This is a genomic window from Pasteurella skyensis (genome assembly GCF_013377295.1).
Classification (GTDB): Bacteria; Pseudomonadota; Gammaproteobacteria; order Enterobacterales; family Pasteurellaceae; genus Phocoenobacter; species Phocoenobacter skyensis.
Genome location: NZ_CP016180.1, coordinates 1,571,124 through 1,592,986 on the forward strand (window position 1 = coordinate 1,571,124; position 21,863 = coordinate 1,592,986).

At 32.8% G+C, this 21,863-nt stretch carries 25 protein-coding genes, 1 tRNA gene and 1 pseudogene; 14 read left to right on the forward strand and 13 right to left on the reverse strand.

Annotated elements, in window-relative coordinates; all coding sequences use genetic code 11:
- Nucleotides 1-64 precede the first annotated feature (64 nt).
- Together ftsW and murD are read right to left on the reverse strand one after the other, a co-directional pair.
- Nucleotides 65-1,240: a putative lipid II flippase FtsW gene (ftsW, locus tag A6B44_RS07460; protein ID WP_090921271.1), complete on the reverse strand. Its 1,176-nt coding sequence runs from the start codon at nt 1,238-1,240 to the stop codon at nt 65-67.
- Nucleotides 1,233-2,540, reverse strand: a complete 1,308-nt coding sequence (murD, locus tag A6B44_RS07465) for a UDP-N-acetylmuramoyl-L-alanine--D-glutamate ligase (protein WP_090921270.1) — start codon at nt 2,538-2,540, stop codon at nt 1,233-1,235. Before murD ends, ftsW begins: the two co-directional genes overlap by 8 nt.
- A 142-nt stretch (nt 2,541-2,682) precedes the next feature.
- Here murD and A6B44_RS07470 point away from each other — a divergent pair, with 142 nt between their 5' ends.
- Entirely contained in the window at nt 2,683-3,669 is a 987-nt protein-coding gene (locus A6B44_RS07470; RefSeq protein ID WP_090921269.1) for a DNA polymerase III subunit delta', read from the forward strand.
- A 104-nt stretch (nt 3,670-3,773) separates the two neighbouring features.
- On the opposite strand, the gene A6B44_RS07475 is transcribed toward A6B44_RS07470, so the two are convergent.
- Nucleotides 3,774-4,010 (reverse strand): hypothetical protein, encoded by a 237-nt coding sequence (locus tag A6B44_RS07475; RefSeq protein ID WP_090921268.1) that lies wholly within the window; start codon nt 4,008-4,010, stop codon nt 3,774-3,776.
- A 154-nt stretch (nt 4,011-4,164) separates the two neighbouring features.
- On the opposite strand from A6B44_RS07475, the gene A6B44_RS07480 reads away from it, so the two are divergent.
- Nucleotides 4,165-4,737, forward strand: a complete 573-nt coding sequence (locus A6B44_RS07480; protein ID WP_090921267.1) for an elongation factor P hydroxylase — start codon at nt 4,165-4,167, stop codon at nt 4,735-4,737.
- Between the two features lie 92 nt (nt 4,738-4,829).
- Nucleotides 4,830-4,906, forward strand: a tRNA-Ile gene (locus tag A6B44_RS07485).
- Between the two features lie 80 nt (nt 4,907-4,986).
- Here A6B44_RS07485 and menC read toward each other — a convergent pair.
- On the reverse strand, nt 4,987-5,958 hold the full coding sequence (menC, locus tag A6B44_RS07490) for an o-succinylbenzoate synthase (RefSeq protein ID WP_090921266.1): 972 nt from the start codon (nt 5,956-5,958) through the stop codon (nt 4,987-4,989).
- Nucleotides 5,959-6,188: 230 nt separating this feature from the next.
- Between menC and A6B44_RS07495 the strand changes: the two genes are divergently transcribed.
- On the forward strand, nt 6,189-7,208 hold the full coding sequence (locus tag A6B44_RS07495; RefSeq protein ID WP_090921265.1) for a Fe(3+) ABC transporter substrate-binding protein: 1,020 nt from the start codon (nt 6,189-6,191) through the stop codon (nt 7,206-7,208).
- Between the two features lie 125 nt (nt 7,209-7,333).
- On the opposite strand, the gene A6B44_RS07500 is transcribed toward A6B44_RS07495, so the two are convergent.
- Both A6B44_RS07500 and A6B44_RS07505 read right to left on the reverse strand, forming a co-directional pair.
- Nucleotides 7,334-7,723, reverse strand: a complete 390-nt coding sequence (locus tag A6B44_RS07500; RefSeq protein ID WP_090921264.1) for a helix-turn-helix domain-containing protein — start codon at nt 7,721-7,723, stop codon at nt 7,334-7,336.
- Nucleotides 7,724-7,739: 16 nt separating this feature from the next.
- On the reverse strand, nt 7,740-8,129 hold the full coding sequence (locus A6B44_RS07505; RefSeq protein WP_090921263.1) for a helix-turn-helix domain-containing protein: 390 nt from the start codon (nt 8,127-8,129) through the stop codon (nt 7,740-7,742).
- 211 nt (nt 8,130-8,340) lie between these two features.
- On the opposite strand from A6B44_RS07505, the gene A6B44_RS07510 reads away from it, so the two are divergent.
- The 9 genes and pseudogenes from A6B44_RS07510 (at nt 8,341) to A6B44_RS07550 (ending at nt 13,954) form a co-directional block, all read left to right on the forward strand.
- Entirely contained in the window at nt 8,341-8,493 is a 153-nt protein-coding gene (locus A6B44_RS07510; protein ID WP_176673495.1) for a hypothetical protein, read from the forward strand.
- Between the two features lie 63 nt (nt 8,494-8,556).
- Nucleotides 8,557-8,964, forward strand: a complete 408-nt coding sequence (locus A6B44_RS07515) for a hypothetical protein (protein WP_090921262.1) — start codon at nt 8,557-8,559, stop codon at nt 8,962-8,964.
- A gap of 266 nt (nt 8,965-9,230) precedes the next feature.
- On the forward strand, nt 9,231-9,563 hold the full coding sequence (locus tag A6B44_RS07520) for a hypothetical protein (protein WP_090921261.1): 333 nt from the start codon (nt 9,231-9,233) through the stop codon (nt 9,561-9,563).
- 252 nt (nt 9,564-9,815) lie between these two features.
- On the forward strand, nt 9,816-10,055 hold the full coding sequence (locus A6B44_RS07525) for a CopG family ribbon-helix-helix protein (protein WP_176673496.1): 240 nt from the start codon (nt 9,816-9,818) through the stop codon (nt 10,053-10,055).
- Entirely contained in the window at nt 10,055-10,366 is a 312-nt protein-coding gene (locus tag A6B44_RS07530) for a type II toxin-antitoxin system RelE/ParE family toxin (protein WP_090921259.1), read from the forward strand. Before A6B44_RS07525 ends, A6B44_RS07530 begins: the two co-directional genes overlap by 1 nt.
- 85 nt (nt 10,367-10,451) lie before the next feature.
- Nucleotides 10,452-11,063, forward strand: a complete 612-nt coding sequence (locus A6B44_RS07535) for an N-acetylmuramoyl-L-alanine amidase family protein (protein ID WP_090921258.1) — start codon at nt 10,452-10,454, stop codon at nt 11,061-11,063.
- 62 nt (nt 11,064-11,125) lie between these two features.
- Nucleotides 11,126-11,227: pseudogene (locus A6B44_RS10985) on the forward strand (IS3 family transposase); the annotation flags it as partial.
- 59 nt (nt 11,228-11,286) lie between these two features.
- Nucleotides 11,287-12,954 carry an ABC transporter permease gene (locus A6B44_RS07545; protein ID WP_090921255.1) on the forward strand — a complete coding sequence of 556 codons (1,668 nt, stop codon included), beginning with the start codon at nt 11,287-11,289 and terminating at the stop codon, nt 12,952-12,954.
- On the forward strand, nt 12,941-13,954 hold the full coding sequence (locus A6B44_RS07550) for an ABC transporter ATP-binding protein (RefSeq protein ID WP_090921254.1): 1,014 nt from the start codon (nt 12,941-12,943) through the stop codon (nt 13,952-13,954). The genes A6B44_RS07545 and A6B44_RS07550 overlap by 14 nt, the downstream gene beginning before the upstream one ends.
- A gap of 61 nt (nt 13,955-14,015) precedes the next feature.
- Here the strand turns inward: A6B44_RS07550 and A6B44_RS07555 are convergent, their stop codons facing one another.
- From A6B44_RS07555 to A6B44_RS07580, 6 genes are all read right to left on the reverse strand, one after another.
- On the reverse strand, nt 14,016-14,819 hold the full coding sequence (locus A6B44_RS07555; RefSeq protein ID WP_090921253.1) for a LicD family protein: 804 nt from the start codon (nt 14,817-14,819) through the stop codon (nt 14,016-14,018).
- A complete protein-coding gene (locus A6B44_RS07560; RefSeq protein ID WP_090921252.1) occupies nt 14,806-15,513 on the reverse strand; it encodes an NTP transferase domain-containing protein in 708 nt (235 codons plus the stop codon). Before A6B44_RS07560 ends, A6B44_RS07555 begins: the two co-directional genes overlap by 14 nt.
- Complete coding sequence (locus tag A6B44_RS07565; protein ID WP_090921251.1) at nt 15,510-16,424, reverse strand: DMT family transporter; 915 nt, start codon at nt 16,422-16,424, stop codon at nt 15,510-15,512. The genes A6B44_RS07560 and A6B44_RS07565 overlap by 4 nt, the downstream gene beginning before the upstream one ends.
- Nucleotides 16,418-17,317 (reverse strand): choline kinase family protein, encoded by a 900-nt coding sequence (locus tag A6B44_RS07570; RefSeq protein ID WP_246253105.1) that lies wholly within the window; start codon nt 17,315-17,317, stop codon nt 16,418-16,420. Before A6B44_RS07570 ends, A6B44_RS07565 begins: the two co-directional genes overlap by 7 nt.
- 199 nt (nt 17,318-17,516) lie before the next feature.
- Nucleotides 17,517-19,184: a ribonucleoside-diphosphate reductase subunit alpha gene (locus A6B44_RS07575; protein ID WP_090921249.1), complete on the reverse strand. Its 1,668-nt coding sequence runs from the start codon at nt 19,182-19,184 to the stop codon at nt 17,517-17,519.
- Nucleotides 19,171-20,148, reverse strand: coding sequence for a ribonucleotide-diphosphate reductase subunit beta (locus A6B44_RS07580; protein WP_090921248.1), 978 nt, complete (start codon nt 20,146-20,148; stop codon nt 19,171-19,173). The genes A6B44_RS07575 and A6B44_RS07580 overlap by 14 nt, the downstream gene beginning before the upstream one ends.
- A 155-nt stretch (nt 20,149-20,303) precedes the next feature.
- On the opposite strand from A6B44_RS07580, the gene rnhB reads away from it, so the two are divergent.
- Nucleotides 20,304-20,909, forward strand: a complete 606-nt coding sequence (gene rnhB, locus A6B44_RS07585) for a ribonuclease HII (RefSeq protein WP_090921247.1) — start codon at nt 20,304-20,306, stop codon at nt 20,907-20,909.
- Here the strand turns inward: rnhB and ribF are convergent.
- On the reverse strand, nt 20,904-21,860 hold the full coding sequence (gene ribF / locus A6B44_RS07590; protein ID WP_090921246.1) for a bifunctional riboflavin kinase/FAD synthetase: 957 nt from the start codon (nt 21,858-21,860) through the stop codon (nt 20,904-20,906). The genes rnhB and ribF overlap by 6 nt on opposite strands.
- Nucleotides 21,861-21,863: the final 3 nt, after the last annotated feature.

A 21,863-nucleotide genomic window follows, 5' to 3' on the forward strand; every position in this document is an offset into this window, starting at 1 on the left:
TTCAAAAAGATAGCGGTATGATTTGACAAACTTTTTGCAAATCACTCTCCTCTATCAATATAAGTTACTCATCAATCTTAGGAATTGCATATTTAACATCGGCTAAACGGTTTTCATAATCAATTCTTAGTAAAATAGCAACAGCAATAGACATTATCATTAAACTGGATCCGCCATAACTCACCAAAGGAAAGGTTAATCCTTTTGTTGGAAGCAAACCTGATGCCACTCCTAAATTGACAAAACTTTGTAAAAAAATCCATATTGCAATACCAAAACTAAAAAAGCCTTTAAAACGTTCTTCTAACAGCAACGCTTGACGACTAATTTTTAAGGCTCTCAAAGAGAGTAATACAAACAGTAGAGTAATACCTAAAATACCAATAAAGCCAAGTTCTTCACCCACTACAGCCATCACAAAATCGGTATGAGCTTCAGGTAAATAACCTAATTTTTGAACCGAATTACCTAATCCCTTTCCAAATAACTCACCTTGCCCAAATGCCATTTGAGAATTTGTTAATTGAAAACCATCCCCGTACGCATCTGCCCAAGGGTCTAAAAATGTTTTTACTCGCTTTAATCGATACTCAGAAGTCAAAATAAAAAAGAAGAAAAGACCACCACCTGTAATACCTAAAAATAAAAATTGGAGTATTCTTGCTCCCATAATAAATAACATCGCAAAAGTGAGAACAAAGATAACAACAGTACTTCCTAAGTCTGGTTGCAAAATAAGCAATACACTAAAAAGACTCAAAATGACCATTGGGCGAACAAAACTCATCATTCTATTTCGCATTTCATCAAATTTTCTCACATAAAAACTCGCAAAGTAGCAAATAATCGCCAATTTAGCTAATTCCGCAGGTTGGAAATTAACAGGTCCCAGTGAGATCCAACGTGTTGCACCATTAATATTACGCCCCACAAACAAAACGGTAAACAATAATACAAAAGCAATAAAAAATAACAGAATATTGTATTTTTCCCATTGCCTTACAGGAATCTGAATAAAAAAGACAAAAATGCATAATGATGTAATCACATAAGCACCGTCTCTAATTGCAAAATAGAAAGGGTTATTAAATAACCTTGTACTCACAGGGATCGATGCCGACGTCACCATCACAAAACCAAACACCAACAAAGCTAAAAACAACCAAACTAATGTACGATCATAAAGAGATGTTTTAGGTGTTAATCGAAACCATTTGTCAGGCATTAACCATTCAAACATAACGCCCATCTCCTAATGCTAATTCCATAAATTTTTGTCCTCGTACTTCAAAGTTAGGAAATTGATCTAAACTTGCACAAGCAGGTGACAGCAATACCATATCCCCTTGTCTTAAACGTGGACGAATCTGCGCCACCGCCTCTATCATTGACTCTACTATCACACTTTGCTCTGTTAACTGAGCCAGTTTAGCGCCGTCTTTTCCAAAACAATAACACTGAATATACGGTTGATTAATTAACGGAGTTAATTCTGAAAAATCAGCCCCTTTACCATCACCACCTAATAATAAATATAATGTCCCTTCAACGTTCAAACCTGTTAAGGCAGCAACAGTACTGCCAACATTGGTCGCTTTCGAATCGTTAATCCAAATAATACCATCATTAGTCGGCACTAGCTGAAAGCGATGATCTAAACCACCGTAAGTGTATAATGCGTTAATTATTCCGTGAGAGGGAATGTTAGCTGCCTCTGCCAAAGCGACCGCTGCCAGAGCATTTAACATATTATGACGCCCTGTTATTTTTAATTTTTCAATCTCTATCATTGGTCTTTGATAAGAATATAACTGTCCGTTTTTAACAGAATACCTTGCACCATTTTCTGCAAAATCTATCTCAGAACTAACCGCTTCATCAGGATAAGTTTGTTTATCTTCGCTATTAACAATCACATTTTCAGCATTATGGTAAATTCGCAATTTTGCCTGACGATACCCTTCTAATGATTCATAACGATCCATATGATCTTCACAAATATTCAACACTGTCGCTGCTTTTGCTTTAAGGGAAAACGTGGTTTCTAATTGAAAACTAGATAGCTCTAACACATATAATTCATACTCTTTTTTTAATAACGTTAACGCAGGCACACCAATATTTCCACCCATACCCACTTTTAACCCTGCTTGTCTTGCCATATCTGCGGTTAATGCAGTCACAGTACTTTTACCGTTAGAACCAGTAATCGCAATAATTGGTGCAGTCGCTTCACGGCAAAATAATTCAATATCTCCAACGACTTCAATACCTGCTTTTAAAACCTGTTGAATTTCAGGTGTTGCTAATGCAAGACCAGGGCTAATCACCACTAAATCAGAGTTTAATAACCAATCCAAATTTAAGCTACCCGTGTGTAATGCAATCTCTTTTGGCAATTTATCCACACCAGTCGGATGAGGTCGAGTATCAATCACTCGTAACTCAACTTTTTTATCTAAAAAATAATCGACACAAGAAAGACCTGTTTGACCTAAGCCAACAATAGTCACTTTTTTTCCTTGGTATTGATTGCGCATAAATCTGAAATCCTAAAATAACGAAAAAATTCTGTTAATTATCGCATAAATAACCCTATAAGCGGTAAGATTTATAGAAAAATTTGCAAAAAAACGCTAAAATAATGAAATACACACACCATTTTTTTAGCATACAATCTTTATGAAACTTTATCCTTGGCAATATAACTTATACCAACAGCTTACCGATGCATTTTTACAAAACCATCGCCATCACGCTTTACTGTTTAAAACAGAACTCGGTTTAGGTACTGATAAATTAATTCGCCATTTTGCTCATTGGTTGTTATGCCATCAGCCTCATAATGATCAACCTTGTTACCAATGCAAAAGCTGTTTATTAGTAGAAAGTGAAAATCACCCAGATTTTCATCTATTGCAATCTATAGACAATAAAGAAATAGGTATCGATCAAATTCGTGGCTTGAATAGCCAGTTACAACAATTTGCACAACAAGATGGCAATATTGTGGTGTATATTTCAGATATAGATAAACTTAATGAATCCAGCGCCAATGCACTGCTTAAATCCTTAGAAGAACCAAATAACGATATCTATTTTCTTCTAAAATCACCATTACAATCTACTATTATTGCTACAATTCAAAGCCGTTGCCAACAATGGATTATTCACTCGCCACAACAACAAACTAGCGTAGAATGGCTTCAGCAGCAATATCCCAAAATAACCTCAGAAGAAATAGAAACAGCACTTAAACTCTGTCATTATCGCCCACTTTTTTGCAAAAAGTTCATTGAATCTGACCGCTTATCACAGCGGAAAAGTTTTTTACAAACCTTTTGGCGATTTTATAAAAGTAACAATATTCTATTACTGCTACGTGCTTTTGATAAAGAAAAAGAAGATATATTAGAACAACTTGACTGGCTAGCTTCATTTTTTAGTGATGCTCTAAAAGCTCAAATGAATATTAATACTCATTGGATAAATCCAGATTTACAAAAAGGTATTGTGATATTTAGTCAACAACTCACCGCTCAAAAATTATTGAAAGGACATAACATTATCCAACAAACTCAACAAGATCTCATTCATATTAACACAGTCAATCAAGAGCTAATGCTCATCGATTGCTTAACAAAACTTGTGTTGGATGTTTTTGAATAAGTGTTATTTACGATCTGGTGTATCTTTTAAAGAATGCTCTATTGCCCAAAGGATACCCAAAGCTATTACCAGCACAATACTTAAACCCACTGTTAACCACATTATCAACTCCTTTCTTGATATTTTGATTTATTATTTCTTAAAATTTTTGCTTCTAATAAAAAAATGTAGCCTACCAGAGCTAACATAGTCATATTAGCACCTTTAAAAATAAAAGTATATTCTCCATATAACACCGCAGGCATAGCAATAAATGCTATTTTAGCCAAGTCTTCAAGAATTTTAGCCCAAGCTTCAATAGTATCTTCTGAAATGGGACGAGAAAATAAATTAATTTTCATAATATCTCCTATAATAACAATGCAAATTATCAAATAATTGATTTAAAATAAAAATGAGCTAACGTTATTTTTACGATCTCAAACGCAAAAATAGCTATTATCTCTTTACAAAAATTACGTTATAATTCTCTTTATTTTTACATTCAGATTAAAAATGCATCAAGATAACCACAAGGTTGAAGATCTTATCCAAATTTTCAACGATACTTTTTTTAACACATACAACGTTAAACTCGACTTTGACTTTGGTACTGATTATCCTATTTATCTTCCTCAATTTTTAGATGAAGGAGGAATACCCTGTAAGCGAAATTACAATGTTATTTTATTTTCTAATGGTTACTACAGCAGTGCCTTACACGAAATTTCACACTGGCTAGTAGCAGGGAAAGAGCGTCATAAATTAGAAGATTTTGGTTATTGGTATGAACCTGATGGACGCAATGAGCAACAACAACGTGAATTTGAAAAATTTGAAGTGAAGCCACAAGCCCTCGAATGGATACTCGCTACTGCCGCTAATTTCCGCTATTTTGCAAGTACTGATAATCTGACTGGTAATACTGGAGATACCACTCCTTTCAAACAAGCGGTATATAATCAAGTTAAACTATATGCAAAACAAGGTCTACCACAAAGAGCCGAACAACTGCGCCATGCACTCAGCCAATTCTACTCTACTCCTGATTATATTGATCTCACACGTTTTGATATATCAAAAATTTAAATAAATAAGGTTATTTTTTATTCTAACAAATCATAAAGGATAGCTTTTCATTCTTTTTTTATCTATAATGCCCCTCGCTTTAGTCCTAACCTCCCCCCGTAGCTCAGTTGGTTAGAGCAGTCGACTCATAATCGATTGGTCACTGGTTCAAGTCCGGTCGGGGGGACCATTTCTAAATGTTCTCTTCATTCTCTCTTTTGTGAATACTTAAAAACTACTTTTTATTACATCTATATACCGACTAAATAACTATATTATTCTCTCCACAAACTCGCTCTCAATACCTACTAATGGAAGGCTAACATCTGAAAAAGATCTTATTAACTGGTGCTCCATTAAATTGAGGGTATCTAACCCTGCAAGGGTGTGAGGGGTATATTTTTGCGAAAATTGAGCAAGCTGAGAAAGAGCAAGACTGGATTCAATACTGGAACTAATCACGGCCTGTAACCCCTGTTGATGCGCTTGGTCGATGATATTTTGACACTTTTCCAATGAACCTATAAGCGTTGGTTTAATAATAATAGCGGTCACATTTTGTTGTTTTTTTACAAAAAAATGTGACTCTCGACTGGTTTCATCCCACGCAATAGGAAGCTGAAACTCATTAGCAAAGTGTTGTGAAAACTTTGGCGTCTGGCAAGGTTCTTCGATAAATTCTAATCTTGAGCGGTAACATTTTGCAAATTTTTTACCAAATGTGACCGCTTGTTGCCAATCCCATTTACGATTCCCATCTAAACGCAATGTTAGATCAGGCACTTGAGCAAAAAGCTGATTGATCATTTCTGCTTCTTTCTCTGGTGCTTGCAAAGCAACTTTTAGTTTACCTATTTTATTTTCCATTTGGTTTAATTGAGTGATAAATTGCCCCATATCACCTTTAAAAAGAGGCACAGACTGAAAAGAAGAAGGTTCTATTTTCAATTCATTATTTAACTCTGCCAATGCACAACTTAACCCAAATGCCACACTTGGATATAGTTGATTTAATTGCAAATTTTCACCATTATGTAACCGCTTAAAAACAGCTTTTATTTGTTGCTCTGCCTGTACTAATGTTTCAGTACTAAAAAAGGGCAAGGGAGAAATTTCACCCAAACCTATTTTTTCACCTTTAATAAGTTTAATAATTAAACCCTGTCGAGTTTTAAACGCATTCCCTCGTAAAATCAATCCAGTTTGGATAGGTAAAGTATAACGATAAAGTTCTAATTGCATTGTCAGCTATCTATAAAAAAACACCTTAAAAGTATAACTGACTTTTAGGGTTTTAAAAGTAATAAATTCACCTATTACTTGAAGCTAAGGCATAAGGTAAAACAACATCATAAAAATTATTAAGAATTATTCTCATTGACATATATACTGTTAATAATTATCATCCTCTCTATTCCTATTAACCAAATAGGTCTTTTTTCTTTTCTAATCAAAAATCTAAGGAAACTATGATGAAAAAAATGTTATCAACTTGTGCTTTAGCACTTCCACTCGTTTTATCTACCTCTGCCCTTGCCAAAAATGAAGTGAACGTCTACTCCTATCGTCAGCCTCATCTCATTAACCCAATGTTAGAGCAGTTTGAAAAAGATACAGGTATTAAAGTCAATGTGCTTTTTTCTGGTAAAGGTTTGATTAAACGTATCCAAGCGGAAGGTGAACTTAGCCCAGCAGATCTATTGTTAACCGTTGATATTTCTCGTGTAATGGAATTAGTAAATGAAGGATTTGCTCAAAAAGTAAAATCTACGGTTTTAGAAAAAAATATCCCATATCAATTCCGTGATTCAGATGGTGACTGGTTTGCATTAACCACTCGTGCAAGAGCAATTTACACCTCAAAAGATCGTGTAGGTAAATTACCCGCTGGCTTTGATTATATCGATTTAGCAAAACCTGAATACAAAGGCAAAATTTGTATTCGCTCTGGTAAAAATGCATACAACGTATCCCTCTTCGCATCTTTAATTGAGCATTATGGCGTTGATAAAACACGTGATTTCTTAAAAGGCTTAAAAGCTAATTTAGCACGTAAACCACAAGGTAATGACCGAGCTCAAATTAAAGGTATTGCAGCAGGTGTCTGCGATTATGCCATCGCAAACAGCTACTATTTCGGTAAAATGCTCACAGATGAAAAACAGAAAGCACAAGCTGAAAAAGCCATTATCAACTTCCCTACTGGAAAATATGCAACTCACTTAAATATTAGTGGTATGGCATTAAGTAAATATGCACCAAATAAAGCGAATGCAATTAAATTGATGGAATATTTATCTGAAAATACTGCACAAAAATTGTATGCTGAATTAAACCACGAGTTCCCTGTTAAAGAAGGTGTTGAACGTTCTAAATTAGTGGCAAGTTGGGGTGAATTTACAGCAGATAAACTGCAATTAGAAAAAATTGCAGAGCATTATAAACAAGCACTTCAATTAGTTGATGAAGTACAATTTGATATTGAAAAGTAATTTTTGAAATCATCTTTCGTAGAGCGTAGAGACGTAGCATGCTACGTCTCTACAAATATCATTATAAGTCAAACACTTACATAATAATATTGATAGGCTATAACCATTTTTTTGTCCGTTATGCCTTATTTTTTAACTTGTAATGCTTCGACTAAAGTTTGTAAGGTCTTAATTTCACGCTCTTTTTCGCTCAGTAATTCGTCTTTATGGATAAGGGTGAGTTTTAGTTTCTCAATTTCTGCGGTAAGTTCTTGTGATGAACCATAATAATTGCTGCTGTGAGTACTATTTTCACTGACTAAACAAATAACACTTTTATCGCTCACTGATAATAATTCGACTAAATCCATATCAAACACTTTGGCAATTTTTTCTAATTTATCTAAATGTAATCCTGTTTCACCACGCTCAATTTTGGCATAGCCATTGGTAGACATTGCTAATTTATCTGCCATATCCTCCTGTGACCAATTATGTGTTTCACGCACCATTCGGATTTTTTCATTTACTTTCATTTTATTGCCCTTTTTATTATTTTTTTGATTGTAATGTTTCAACTAAAGTTTGAAGTGTTTTGATTTCTCGCCCTTGTTGAGCTAATAATTCTTCTTTATGAATAAGGGTAAGTTTTAGTTTCTCAATTTCTGTACTTAACTCTTGTGATGAGCCATAATAATTACTGCTATTAGTACTATTTTCATTAACTAAACAAATAACACTTTTATCGCTCACTGATAATAATTCGACTAAATCCATATCAAACACTTTGGCAATTTTTTCTAATTTATCTAAATGTAATCCTGTTTCGCCACGCTCAATTTTGGCATAACCATTGGTAGACATTGCCAATTTATCTGCCATATCCTCCTGTGACCAATTATGTGTTTCACGCACCATTCGAATTTTCTCATTTACTTTCATTGTATTGCCCTTTATGTATATCAATCAGCATTTTGCATTGTATTTAATTCATCTGTAAAAGTAAACTGATTTAGATTTTGTGTGGGTAATGTTTAGTTTTTGGGAGGGTTAGAGGGAATAGTTGTTTGTGTTTAAAAAATAATAAAAAGGTATGATCTCAGCTAGGGCTTAATTCAATAGCAATATTATTAATTTTTTATGGAGGTTAGTTATGAGTATGTCTTATGAATGTTGGGCTTATAAAAATGGTAGCCCTTATAAAATGGTACACGTAGTTGCGTCTAGTAAATCAGAAGCTGAACAACTTACCTGGGCTAAATTTAGAAGTATGGGAATTGAACCAGAATTTGTTAATTGTAAATAATAAATTTATTGGTGGATATATTTTTTAATATCCACCTTATGCTAAAAATTTAGAGAGGTTATTATGAAAAAAATATTATTAGTAATACTTGGTATTTCTTTATCTATAAATAGTTTTGCCAGATCTTGTGATTCAAGTGAATATGATAAAGCTGAATATTTTGCAAGTTCATATGGTAAAAAATTAGCCAATAAATATCCATTAGCAAAAGATATTAGAACAACACTACCTTCTTGTAGCTATAACAGCTATTCGGAAAGATTTAAAACTAAAGTAGAAATTTATTGGACTGGTGGATTTAGTGGAGATAGTTACAATATTGATGGAGATTTAATATTTGATTCTGATGGTACAAATGGTCACTTCTCTTCAAGTTATAAAAATCAAAATGTGAAAGATTTAGAATCTTGGGGTAAATTTATAGGTGTAGTAGGTGGTGCTATAGTTTTAGGGGCTGCATCAAGTCAGTAATATATTTTTAATATCCCCTTATTCTAACAATTATGAGGACAATACTGTAAAAATACTATTAGTAATACTTGGTATTTCTTTATCTATAAATAGTAAAAAATAATGCTGTTTTTGCTAATTATATTCTCTCAGTTTTGTTAGGAATAGTTTATCTGTTTTCAACCTCAATTCCATATCAAAATATACTAAATATAATATAAAGTTTATTTTGGGGATAAGACTTGAAGATGTTTTTTTAAATTACGTTTAGCTAAGGAGCTTCAGCTATGAATAATAAATTAAAAAATAATTGTATTATGTATGGATTATTTCTCCCTGGTACTGCATTCTCTGTAATATTAATGGCTTTACTTCCCTTAAAGTATCAGAAACCAATATTGGAAGTATATTCAAGTATTGCTATTTTATTTAATCTTGATAGAAGTAATGGTGTGTCCTTTATACTAATAAATGCTTTTTTTGTTGGATTAGTTTGTTCATTACTTATATTTGTACTTCATGATGAAAATGACAATAGCGATTCTGTGCCTCCTAAGCATTATGTTTCTGGTATGTTTTTTATATGGTGTATAATATTAGCAGCTTATTTATTAAGCTAACATTATATTAATACCAAAGAATTTAAGCGTAAATTTATGGAGTATTCAGGGTAATAATAAAATGCAAAGCGGCTACATTTTGTCAGAAATTTACAAATGGTACATTTACTTCATAACCATAACACCATTTAAAATAGATAAAGCTAATATGTATGGAAAATTAAATATTGTTTGTAAATAAAAATTGATTTTTATTTCTATAGCACTACAATGTATTACAAATTGTTACATTTTAATGCATCGGAGGATTCTATGAGTTGTAGTGTTAGTGTAAGATTAGAAGACGATATCAAAAAGCGTCTTGATGAGATTGCAAAAATTCAGGATCGCACGCCCCACTCTTTGATGAAAAGAGCAATAGAGCGTTTTATTCAACAAGAAGACGCAGAGCGAGAATGGTTTAAGAGCCGTGTTAGAGCAATGGAAGAAGATAAAGCAAACAGAAATCTTGTGCCAATTGAAAAAGCCCTAGAAATGTTGAGAGCAGAATAATGCTAAAAGTTGAATTATCCCAACAAGCATTGGATGATTTGTTGCGATTAAAACGTTATATTCTTGCTAATGGTGGTTATCAAACTACAGTTAATACTTTGGCTAATGCAGTTGAAGAGGCGTGGAGTTTATTAAGAGAAAATCCACAAATAGGCAGAGAATATGAATATGATAATTTCTACAGAGAACTTGTTATCACCGTTGGTAAGAAGCGAACTTGTATTGCTTTATATAGATATTACCCACTTGAAAATTTAGTGGTAATTATTGCAATAAAAGATGGTAGAGAAGAAAAGTATCAAATATGCTGATATAAGAAAATTTTACCATTGATATAACCGCTTGTTTAAATTACTGATGCCTAAAAGACAATGTTAAGTGAAGAAGGAAAAATTTATGAAACATAAAATATATGCAACATTTATAACTTGTTTAGCTCTTAGTTTTTTAACAGGTTGTGTTCAACAACCTAAAAAAACGATTGTTATTGATCCCGGTCACGGAGGAGCAGATGTTGGAGCACAAAGTAAAACATCAAATGAAACAGAAAGTTCATTCGCTCTGAAACTTGCAGATAAAATTATAGAATTAAATAAAAATCAAAACCTTGAAATTATTTCAACAAGAATCTTTGATCGTTTTATAGAACTTCAAGAACGAGTAGATAAAATCAATAAGATTAAACCTGATTTTGCGATTTCCTTACATGTTGGTTCGTATCCTGATAGGAGAAGAAATGGCATAGGAACTTATTATTCTAAAAAAAGTATTGTTGCCAAAAAGTCACAACAACTTTCACAAAAGATGTTGAACTGTTTAGGAAAAGGTAAATTAAAAAAAGATAGTAACGACTCTTTCGATGGAGCTGTTTTAAGAAAAACTAAATCACCAGCAATTCTAATAAATGTAGGTTTTTTCACAAATCCACCAGACCGAGATTACTTAATATCTAAACAAGGTCAAGATGAATTGGCTAAATTAATTTATGGTTGTTTAAAAGAAATGTAATTTCTGTAGATACTTACTATCTAAGATAATATTATCTTAAAAAGACTTAATTATTATTTGCTTCAGCTAAAAAAATAGTGGAATATATTTTTTACTACAATAATGATAGAATAAAATTGAAGTTCGGAAGATTGAATTTGCTCCATACTCAATTTTATCAATAATTTATCTATATGTGAGAGCTAGGTTATATCTAGATCTCACATAATTGTTTTAAAACACTATGAAAAACCACCATTTTATTTGGAAATTTAGCGCCCTTCTTATTACCACAATGGTTCTGCTGCCTTTGCTTGCCATTGTTTATAATTCTTTTGATGGCGAAATCGATAATCTTATCCATTTATGGAATACCACACTAGGTATTTATGTGGTTAATTCTGGCTTATTAGTCCTTGGAACGGTAGGCTTTGCACTCTTTTTTGCTCTTCCCTCTGCTTGGATTGTTTCTAGTTATCAATTTAAAGGTAAACAAAGTTTACAATGGCTTCTGTGTTTGCCTCTTGCTATTCCAGCGTATTTAAGTGCGTATATTTATACGGATTTATTAGATTATTCAGGTGAAATTCAAACCCTATTGCGAGATATTTTTGGTTGGCAAAATGCTCAGGATTATTGGTTTCCACAAGCGAGAACAATGTATGGGGCGTGTTTTATTTTAGCCCTTGTGTTGTATCCTTATATTTTTTTAGTGGTACGAGTAGCACTGCTTGAGAAGTCTGAAAACTTATTACAAAGCGCTAAAATTTTAGGGGCAAAAAAATTACGTTTATTTACAAAAGTGACTTTTCCTCTTATTCGTTCAGCAATTGTGGTAGGAATAAGTTTAGTTGCAATGGAAACCTTAGGGGATTTTGGCACTGTTTCTTATTTTGCTGTTTCCACTTTAACCACCGCCATTTATGATTCTTGGTTAGGTTTTGGTGATTTTGGTACGGCAAGTCGTATTGCTGTTTTTATGTTATTTATTATTTTTTTACTGATTTCAGTAGAAAATTACAGTCGCCGTAAACAAAAAATTTATCAACGTGGTTATGAACAAAAAGTGCATCAAAAACAGTTGCGTGGTAAAGGGTTATTTTTTGCTTATTTATGGTGTGGTTCATTGCTAAGCCTTGCTTTTTTTATTCCTTTTGGACGTTTACTTTATTGGTCATTTCATTATTTTGAGCAGTCTTGGAACTCAGGCTTTTTAGAATTTGCAAAAAATAGTTTACAAGTATCCGCTATCGCTTCGATAATTGCGATTATATTGGCATTAATTTTACATTTTACTGCACGGTTTTCACAAAGAACCCCTGTTGAACAGAATTTATCTCGATTATCATTACAAGTGTCCTCAATGGGCTATGCGATTTCTGGTACCGTCTTGGCGATAGGGTTATTATCGGTTTTAAATTTGGCGGATCATAAATTACATTGGTTACTCAAATTATTCGATCTTCCGCCTGTTGGATTAATTTTTTCAGGTTCAATTTTTGCGTTAATTATTGCTTACGTTATTCGATTTTTAGCAATGGCAATTGGGAGTATCGATAACTCCCTGAGTAAGATTTCACCCTCTTTAGATATGGCAAGCCAAACAATGGGTAAAAATGGCATAAAAATGCTCACAAAAGTGCATTTCCCCCTTATATCAAAAGGCATTATTACTGCAGGTTTAATGGTGTTTATTGAGTGTATGAAAGAGCTTAATGCTTCACTATTATTACGTCCTTTTAACTTTGAAACCCTTGCCACTTATTTGTTTAATTTAACTTCAACAGAGCAACTGGAAGAAGCAGCACTGTCTGCAGTAATTTTGGTCATTATTGGTATCATTCCCGTTATTTGGCTAACTCGTTCCCTTATTTCACAATCACAAAAAGAGCATCACAATGAAATTACTTGATATTCAACAACTTAGCTATCAATTTGGTACAACAGAAGTATTAAAAAACTTAGATTTACAAGTAAAAGAAAATGAAATTATTTGTTTACTTGGTGCGAGTGGCTGTGGAAAAACAACGCTTTTAAAAGCTATTGCAGGTTTACTGGAAATCAAGCAAGGCACTATTACTCTTGCCAATCAAAATTTGAATACTGTTGCAGTGGAAAATCGACAAATTGGCTTTATTTTTCAAGATTATGCGCTTTTTCCACATTTAACGGTAGCTGAAAATATTCAATTTGGATTAAGCAAACTTTCCAAAAAAGAGCAACAATTTGCTACTGAGCGAGTGTTAGAAACTGTTAAATTACAAGGTTTTGAAAAACGTTATCCTTACGAGTTATCAGGCGGACAACAACAGCGAGTGGCGATTGCTCGCTCATTGGTTTGTAACCCTAAATTACTGTTACTTGATGAACCTTTTTCCAACATTGATACCCAAACTCGTTATGAGATGATTGATGAAATTAAAGCGATTTTAAAAAGTCAAAATGTCCCCGCTATTTTTGTGACTCACAGTAAAGAAGAGGCTTTTGCTTTTGCAGATCGTATTGCAATTATGGATCAAGGTAAAATTGTACAATATGAAACGCCAACAACCCTTTATAGTAAACCCCATAATAAATTTGTGGCGGATTTTTTAGGTGAAACGAATTATTTAGATTGTGAAGTGATAGATGAACATCACTTAAATACCATTTTAGATAAACACTATTTTGATAAAATTAATTATTCAAAAGGAAAATATCAATGGCTTGTTCGTCCTGAACAAATCGCAATAAATCTTAATTCTCAAAGCAAGGGGAAAGTGATTAAAAAATTATTTTTAGGACAACAATATCGCTATAATATTGCAATAAATGAATTATATCTTACCGCTTACCATCGCCAAGATATTCCTATTGGAACGATGGTTGATGTTGGGGTTATTTGTGATGAGGTAGTGTTGTTGAACTTTTAAAGAAACAGTCTCAAACAAAAGGGGAGTTTTATTTCCCCCTTTTCCTTTGAATAGTAAAATATTATTCTAAAATATAAACTTCCGTTGTATGATGAGGCTTCTGTTCTTCCTCTGGAGGAAGCGTCATATAATCGCCATAATACATTGTTAAATGTTCGTGATATCCTTTCATTACAGGGTATTTCTCACCCTCAAAGTCAACATAAACTACATCATCAAAATAGTTTTTCGGCATATAAGATTTTTTCCAACCACCATAATCAGATAACACTAAACCTATATGGTCAGCTTTTTCAATAGGATAGTTTTTTTGAAACAGAGTTAAATTTTCTGTCATTTTATTAAACAAATAATGGGATAAAGTTGAAAAGATCTTACCGCTTATAGATCCCTCTTTTGCTCTTTTCCATCTTTTTTTACAAGAAGAAAACCGTAATTTAAGGCGTCTGTGCTTTTTCATCATTTTATAAAGAATATCTGGATTATTTGGTACAGCATCATAAATGAAAATATCAATAAAAATACCTGATTTTCTACCTTTAGGATCAACTAAGAGGGTGTTTTCATCAAAAATTTTAGTCATTTCTCCACAAAATTGCCCCTCAATATCTTCCGCAAGAGAAATACTATACTGTTTATGGTCATTTTGACTTTGCCAAATATTTACAAACTTTTGGTATTCATCACGACACATATAAACATCAATATCATCATCCCAAGGAATAAAACCGCTATGACGAATTGCACCTATTAAAGTGCCACCACCTAAAGAGTAGACGATATTATTCTCTCTACAAATCATATCAAAATATTTCAATATATCTAATGCAATTAGTTGATGCTCTCTTAAATTAATTTTTTTCATTCTTTTTTCCTACTAAATTATTCAAAATAAAATTATATTGAATTAAATTATCCATTTCATATCCCTCTGATAACGGTATTTGCTCAGTAGTGACATTGAGTTCTTGAATTATTTCCATTGGAATATTATCCCAATAAAGTTTAGGGTTTAATAAGGTATCTTTTTCAAGATAATTCATAAACTCGTCCTTTATTTTGTCACAATCAGGTTTTGCCCAATAAGAAATACCGAGTAAACTTGGTTCGCACTCGTTGGTTACTTTAATTTGTCTCACCTTGTTTGATGATAATACTGGCACCCATTCTTTATCACTACTATTAGGGCGTTCTATTACAAAATAACAACTTTGCTCTCGTTGTTTTTTAAAGATATTTTTAAATAACACAACATCGGAATCGATCACATAGCTATTATTAAAATAATTCATTGCCTGATAAAAAGAGTAAATATTATTATATTCACGGTATTTATCATTTTTTAACAAGTGGCAACCATATTTATCGGATAAATAACTAAATTGCTCTGCAAGATGTCCTGTAACAATATAAATATCCGTAATTCCTGCTTCGTGTAGATATATAATCGTTCTTTCAATATTAGGAATACCATTGATAGGTAACAGTGCTTTATGTGTTTTTTGTGTAATATCTTTAAAGCGACTGCCTAATCCTGCTGCTAATATAATCGCATTCATAATTTTTCTCGCTTATCTTTGAGGGTAATAGTTGTACCTACAACAACTCCTATTGTGAGCAGTACTATTGATATATTCATTTCTGTTCTTCCCAATATCACACTTAGTAACACAATCCAAAATCCATAAGTGATATTTAACATCATTGCTCTAATTGGTTTAATCAAATAAATGGCTTGATAATAAAGCAAATAAGAGAGCATTGAAGAAGAAAATATAAGACCTAACAGAAAAACAAAATGAGACTCTGTAAAGGATTTAAACAGTGTGGCGGTATCTAATTCAAAAAAGAACAACAAAAACAAATAACCTAAACTCGCCCCTAGCTGTCTAAAAAAATACACAACAGTAGAGGGTAAAAACTGCATTACATAAGATGAAAGCACAATCTCTGCTCCCCAACTTAATGCACTAATAAAGGCAAGCCCTACGCCGAATAATAAAATTTGTGAAGAACTCAAATCAAGGCTTAATAAAAGTGTGCAAAATATCGCTATACTAAAACCGATAATTCCCCACTTTGTCATACGCTCTTTTAAAAATAGAAAAGATAATAATGCCCCAAATACAGGATAAAGAGATGAAATAGGGGCTGCATAGCCCACACCAATATAACTGATTGCTTGTAAGTAGCAAAACATTCCAACTGGACCACCGATTAAACCTGCAATTACTGCTAGTATACCTACTCGTTTATGCTTTATTAATTTATGATGTTGCGGTACTTTTTTATAGCAAAGTAACCCAGCAAATAATAAAGAACCACTTTCAATCAAAAAAAGTAGTGATAATATAATCACTAAGGAAGTAACAAAGGGATAATCTTCATTTAATACTTCATATAGAATCCCGGTGACACCCCAGAGCAAGCCTGATAATAGACCGAATATATAACCGTGATATTTTACCATTCACAATTCTCTTGTTCTTTCCAGTTTTTCATAAATTGAATGGCTCTCTCAATTCTTATTTGTCCGTAATCATCAAAAAATTCGTTATTTTCTTCTTTTACTAATGTCCAAATAAACCATAAAATATCTTGTGTGAATTGATATAAATGAATTTTTTTCAATAACTCGCCATCTTCTTCTCCATCAAAATAGTGGTGTAAGAAAAAGGCTTGCTCTTCTTCATTTAATTTTGATTCAAGTAAAAAAGCAGCAATATCAAACATAGGATCATTCATTCCTGAATATTCCCAATCAATAAAATAAACTGATTGTTGTTTAAGTAAAATATTTTCAGGTACAAGATCATTATGACAAGGTACTAGTACTTTGTTATTAGTTAAGTAAGAACTGATAGATTTCAAAAATAGGAGTAAATCAGGAATATCTTTACTATATTCATAAAATGAATACTTATTTTTTAACAATCCAATATATTTATCTAATTCATTGAAAACATTGAACTCATTAGCAAATTTAACAGTACTACAATGTAATTTTTTTAAAGTTTTGGCAATAAGCTCTAAATTAGAATGTGCTTTGATTGTGGTATGATCTAATGCTGTGCTATCTGATAGATATTTAGTAATCTTGATACCTGAATTAGCATCAATAAAGCAGGTTTCAACATTAAAATGTTGCTCTGACATTAATAAACTATTAACAGATTCATAATCTCGTTCAATGAGTCTTTCTGTCATTGCGCCTGGTATACGAACAACAACATAGTCTATGTGTTTGTTTTCTATACAAACCAAATAATTTTTATTTGTCATTCCACCTAAAAACGAAATATCTTTTATTGCAGAAAATGGCAGAGCTAAATTTTCTCGAACTATTTTTATGATTTCTTTCATCTGATTATAATATTTTTGAAATAAAAAGAGATTAATACCCTTGTAATAAGAGTTGAAATTATATCATAAATACTCCTTGATTCTGTAATTATCCCCAAATAAATTTACAGTGTTAACTGTCTTCGCACAAAACAAAAAACCGCTTATAATATCTATAAGCGGTAAGATTGTATTAAAAATTTGCAATTATAGGATTACATTATCCCTCACAACTACTACAACTTAGTAAATTACGATTAAATACCTGTGCTGCACTCATACTATATTGATAGTAAATAGATTTAACCCCTAATTCTTCAGCGGTTAAATAGAGTTGGTTCAAATCTCTTGCTGGTGTATTAGGATGTACCATTAGGTTAATACTCTGCCCTTGATCAATATACGTCTGACGCTGTGCTGCTTGTTGAATAACACTTAATTGACTGATTTCAGAGAAAGTTTTAAAGACCTCTTTTTCGTGTTCTGATAATTCCGTTAAATGTTGTACTGAGCCATCATTTACCAAAATGCTCTCCCACACTTTTTCATTATCTAACCCTTTCTCTTGCAATAATTTTTCTAAGAAAGGATTTTTATAGACCATTTTTATTTTCGCTAGATCTTTTACATAGTAATTTGATTTAAAGGGTTCAACGGATGGCGATACACTACCTAAAATAAAACTACTTGATTTGGTTGGGGCAATACTCATTAAAGTCGTATTACGACGTCCATACCCTTGTAAAATTTCAGGTTCTCCAAAATATTCAGCCAATTCTTGAGAAGCCTTGAATGTTTTTTGCTGTAGCACTTGAAAAATTTCATTGTTTTTTTGCATTGCCTCAAAACTATCAAAGGCAATATGATTAGCTTGTAAATAACTATGCCAACCCAATACACCTAAACCTAACGCTCGGTGACGTTTTGCAAAGCGATTTGCTTTATCCAAAAATGGCACTGTTGCACTTTTTTCAATAAATTCACTCATTACTGCATCTAAGAAATACGTAAGCACTTCTGGTGCATCAGTATCCTTCCACTCATCAAAATACAGTAGGTTCATTGAAGATAAACAACACACAAAACTCTCTTCTGAATTTGAAGGTAACATAATTTCAGTACACAAATTAGAAGCGTGAATATTCATATTTTTATCTTTATACACATCAGGGCGACCTGCATTGGCATTATCCTTAAAAAATAAATAAGGGATACCTGTTTCTGTTTTACGTTGTAAAATCCTTGCCCACATTTGACGCTTATAAGGATCGCCAGCTTTCATTGATTCAAGCCATTCGTGACCAACACATACGCCATAGTACATCAACTGAATAGGATTACCCTCAGTATGAATATCAAGCCACTCTTCAATATCTGCGTGTTCAATATCAATATAACCTGCAAACTGCCCTTTTCGAGAGGTGCCTTGTGAAATTACATCAATAGTGGTGTCAAATAATTTACTAAAATTAAAGGAACCATCAGATTTTCCATTATTGCTAATATTACTACCACGAGGGCGAATATCACCAAAATAAGCTGAAGTACCACCTCCTGTTTTACTCATCATTCCCACTTCTGCAACGGTAGACATAATATCTGCGATTGAATCACCAATATAACTCCCAAAGCAAGAAATAGGCAAACCACGATCTAAGCCAAAATTAGACCAAATTGGCGAAGAAAGAGAGAAATAACCTCGTGCCATATAATGGTAAAATTTATCTCCAAAGCCTTTAATCTTTAGCTTTTGTTCTGCGTGATCGGCAATATAGCGAATACGCTCTAAGGCGGTAGTTCCCTCTAATAGGTAACCTCGTTGTAAAAATAAACGGCTATCATCATTTAGCCATTCAAAATCAGGTCTTTCGGTATTAAAATAAGTCATCGGCGGTTATCTGCTTCATTTTTTTGCTGTAATCAGTACTACGTTTGTTAAAGAAATCTGTCTCTTTACCAGATAAAATTTCAATATCAAACCACTCTGTTTCTTTTAACAATTCGTTATCCACTTGATAAGGTAGTTCAATACCTAAGGTTGATAATGAATTGTTATAACGGTTAGTGATATAATTTTCTACGGTTTTTAAATCAATAAAATCAAGATCTCCTTCTTCAAAAATCCACATAAGAATATTACGTTCTGCTTCAAGTGCTTGATTCGCTAGTGATTTTAATTCTTCATAAAAATCATCACCAAACAGTTCACTATGTTCATTTCTTAAAATTTCATAAAGTGCAATGCCAAAACGTCCGTGAATTTCCTCTTCTTTTGAGGTTGCTTCAACAGCATTGGAAATCCCTTTAAATAAATTCTTATGTTTATTAAAAGACATCATAATTAAAAACTGTCCAAACAAGGAGATATGTTCCACAAAAAGAGAAAATAATACTAAGGATAAAATAAACTGTTCTTTCCCTTCTTCTTTTTCTCGCATAAATTCTTCCATATAATTTATACGATCCATAAGCGGTTGAATTTCTGTAATATTTGCAAACATATCATTCAAACCCAACTTTTCGAGTAAAAAAGAATAAGCATCTTTATGGCGAACTTCACTTTCTGCAAAAGTGCCACCTACATCATCAATTTCAGGTTTTGGAAAATAGCGATACAAATCACCCCAAAAACGTTTAACACTAACCTCAACTTGAGAAATAGCTAACATTGCACGAGTTAAAACACTACGCTCTTTTTCATTTATGACTGTTTTATAATCTTGAATATCACCCGTAAAATTAAATTCAGTATGTAACCAATAAGAATGACGAATTGCATCTTTAAACTCCAATAATTCAGGGTATTCATAGGGTTTAATTTGGATTCGTTTTTCAAAAAGATTTCTCGACATAATAGCTCTATATTTTGGTTGAAAATAACCGCTAATATACAATAAAAATCAACTTTAAGCTAATAATAATTATTATTATCCATAAAAGAATATTTACAAAAAAATTGTTTTGAGCCACAATACCCACAACATCTATTTTTGATAAAATTTACATAATGAAAACGACATTTATTTACCCTAATAGTACCCTTATTGCAGGCGTTGACGAAGTAGGACGTGGTCCTCTTGTTGGAGCCGTTGTTACAGCAGCGGTGATCCTCGACCCTCACAATCCGATCGCAGGTTTAATGGATTCTAAAAAACTGTCTGAAAAACGCCGTGAAGCCTTAGCAGAAGAAATAAAACAAAAAGCCCTTTGTTGGTCTTTAGGCAGAGCTGAACCAGAGGAAATTGATAAGTTGAATATTTTAAATGCTACAATGCTAGCTATGCAACGAGCAGTAAAAGCACTAACTATACAACCTAATTTTGTATTAGTTGATGGCAACCGAACACCTGATTTTTCAATACCCTCACAAGCAATAATAAAAGGAGATAATTTGGTTGCTGAAATCAGTGCGGCTTCTATTCTCGCAAAATTAGTACGTGATAATGAAATGAAAGAACTAGACAAACTCTTTCCCGAATACGGTTTTGCTAGACACAAAGGCTATCCAACCAAGTTACATTTTGAAAAATTAGCGGAATTTGGAGCAACGCCTTTTCATCGTAAAAGTTTTGCTCCTGTGGCTAAAATTATTGAACAAAAACAAATTTTATAACTTAAAAAATGCTCTGACTTGTTCCACATCTTGTTGAATTTGTTGTTTTAGATCGTTAAAACTAGGAAACTTTATCTCAGAGCGTATTTTTTTTAGAAACACCACTTCAATACTTTGCCCATAAATCGTACGATTAAAGTTAAAAATATGTACTTCTAATAGTGCATTTACACCATTAACTGTTGGTCGATTACCTACATTTGCAATACCATTTAAACATTCATCATTCAGTTTCACCTGCACGGCATAAACGCCGTGAATTGGAACAACAAAACGATCAAGCATTACATTTGCCGTTGGAAAGCCAATGGTTCTCCCTAATTTTTTACCATGAATAATGCGCCCTGCAATAGAGTAAGGTTTTCCTAATAACCGTTCTGCCAGTGCCAAATCATCATTTTGTAGTGCCTTTCGAATAAAAGTACTACTCACTCGTTGATGGTTAAAATGATAGGTTTGATGGTCTTCCACAATAAAACCGTATTTTTTACCTGCCTGTTTTAACGTATCAAAATCCCCCATCCGCTCAGCACCAAAACGAAAATCATCTCCCACACTTAGATAAGTAACATTAAGTTTTTCTACCAAACACTGATCAATAAATTCTTCCGCTTGCAGGCTTGCAAACTGTTGAGCAAAACGAATACACAACACAAAGTCGATTTCTTCCTGTTTAAGGTAATGTAGTTTATCTCGTAGTCGCATTAAACGAGCTGGAGCGGTAACATTTTTCCCATTTTTTGCAAGTTTTTTAACAAAAAACTCTCTTGGATGAAGCTCAAATAGCATCACTACCGTTGGAACATTAAGCTGTTTCGCTGTCTGTTTTAAACGCAACAAAATCTGTTGATGACCACAATGTACTCCATCAAAATTGCCAATAGTTAAAGCACAACCTTTGGATAAAGTTGGAGCATTTTTTAGATTATAGAGACCTCGAATAAGTTGCATTTT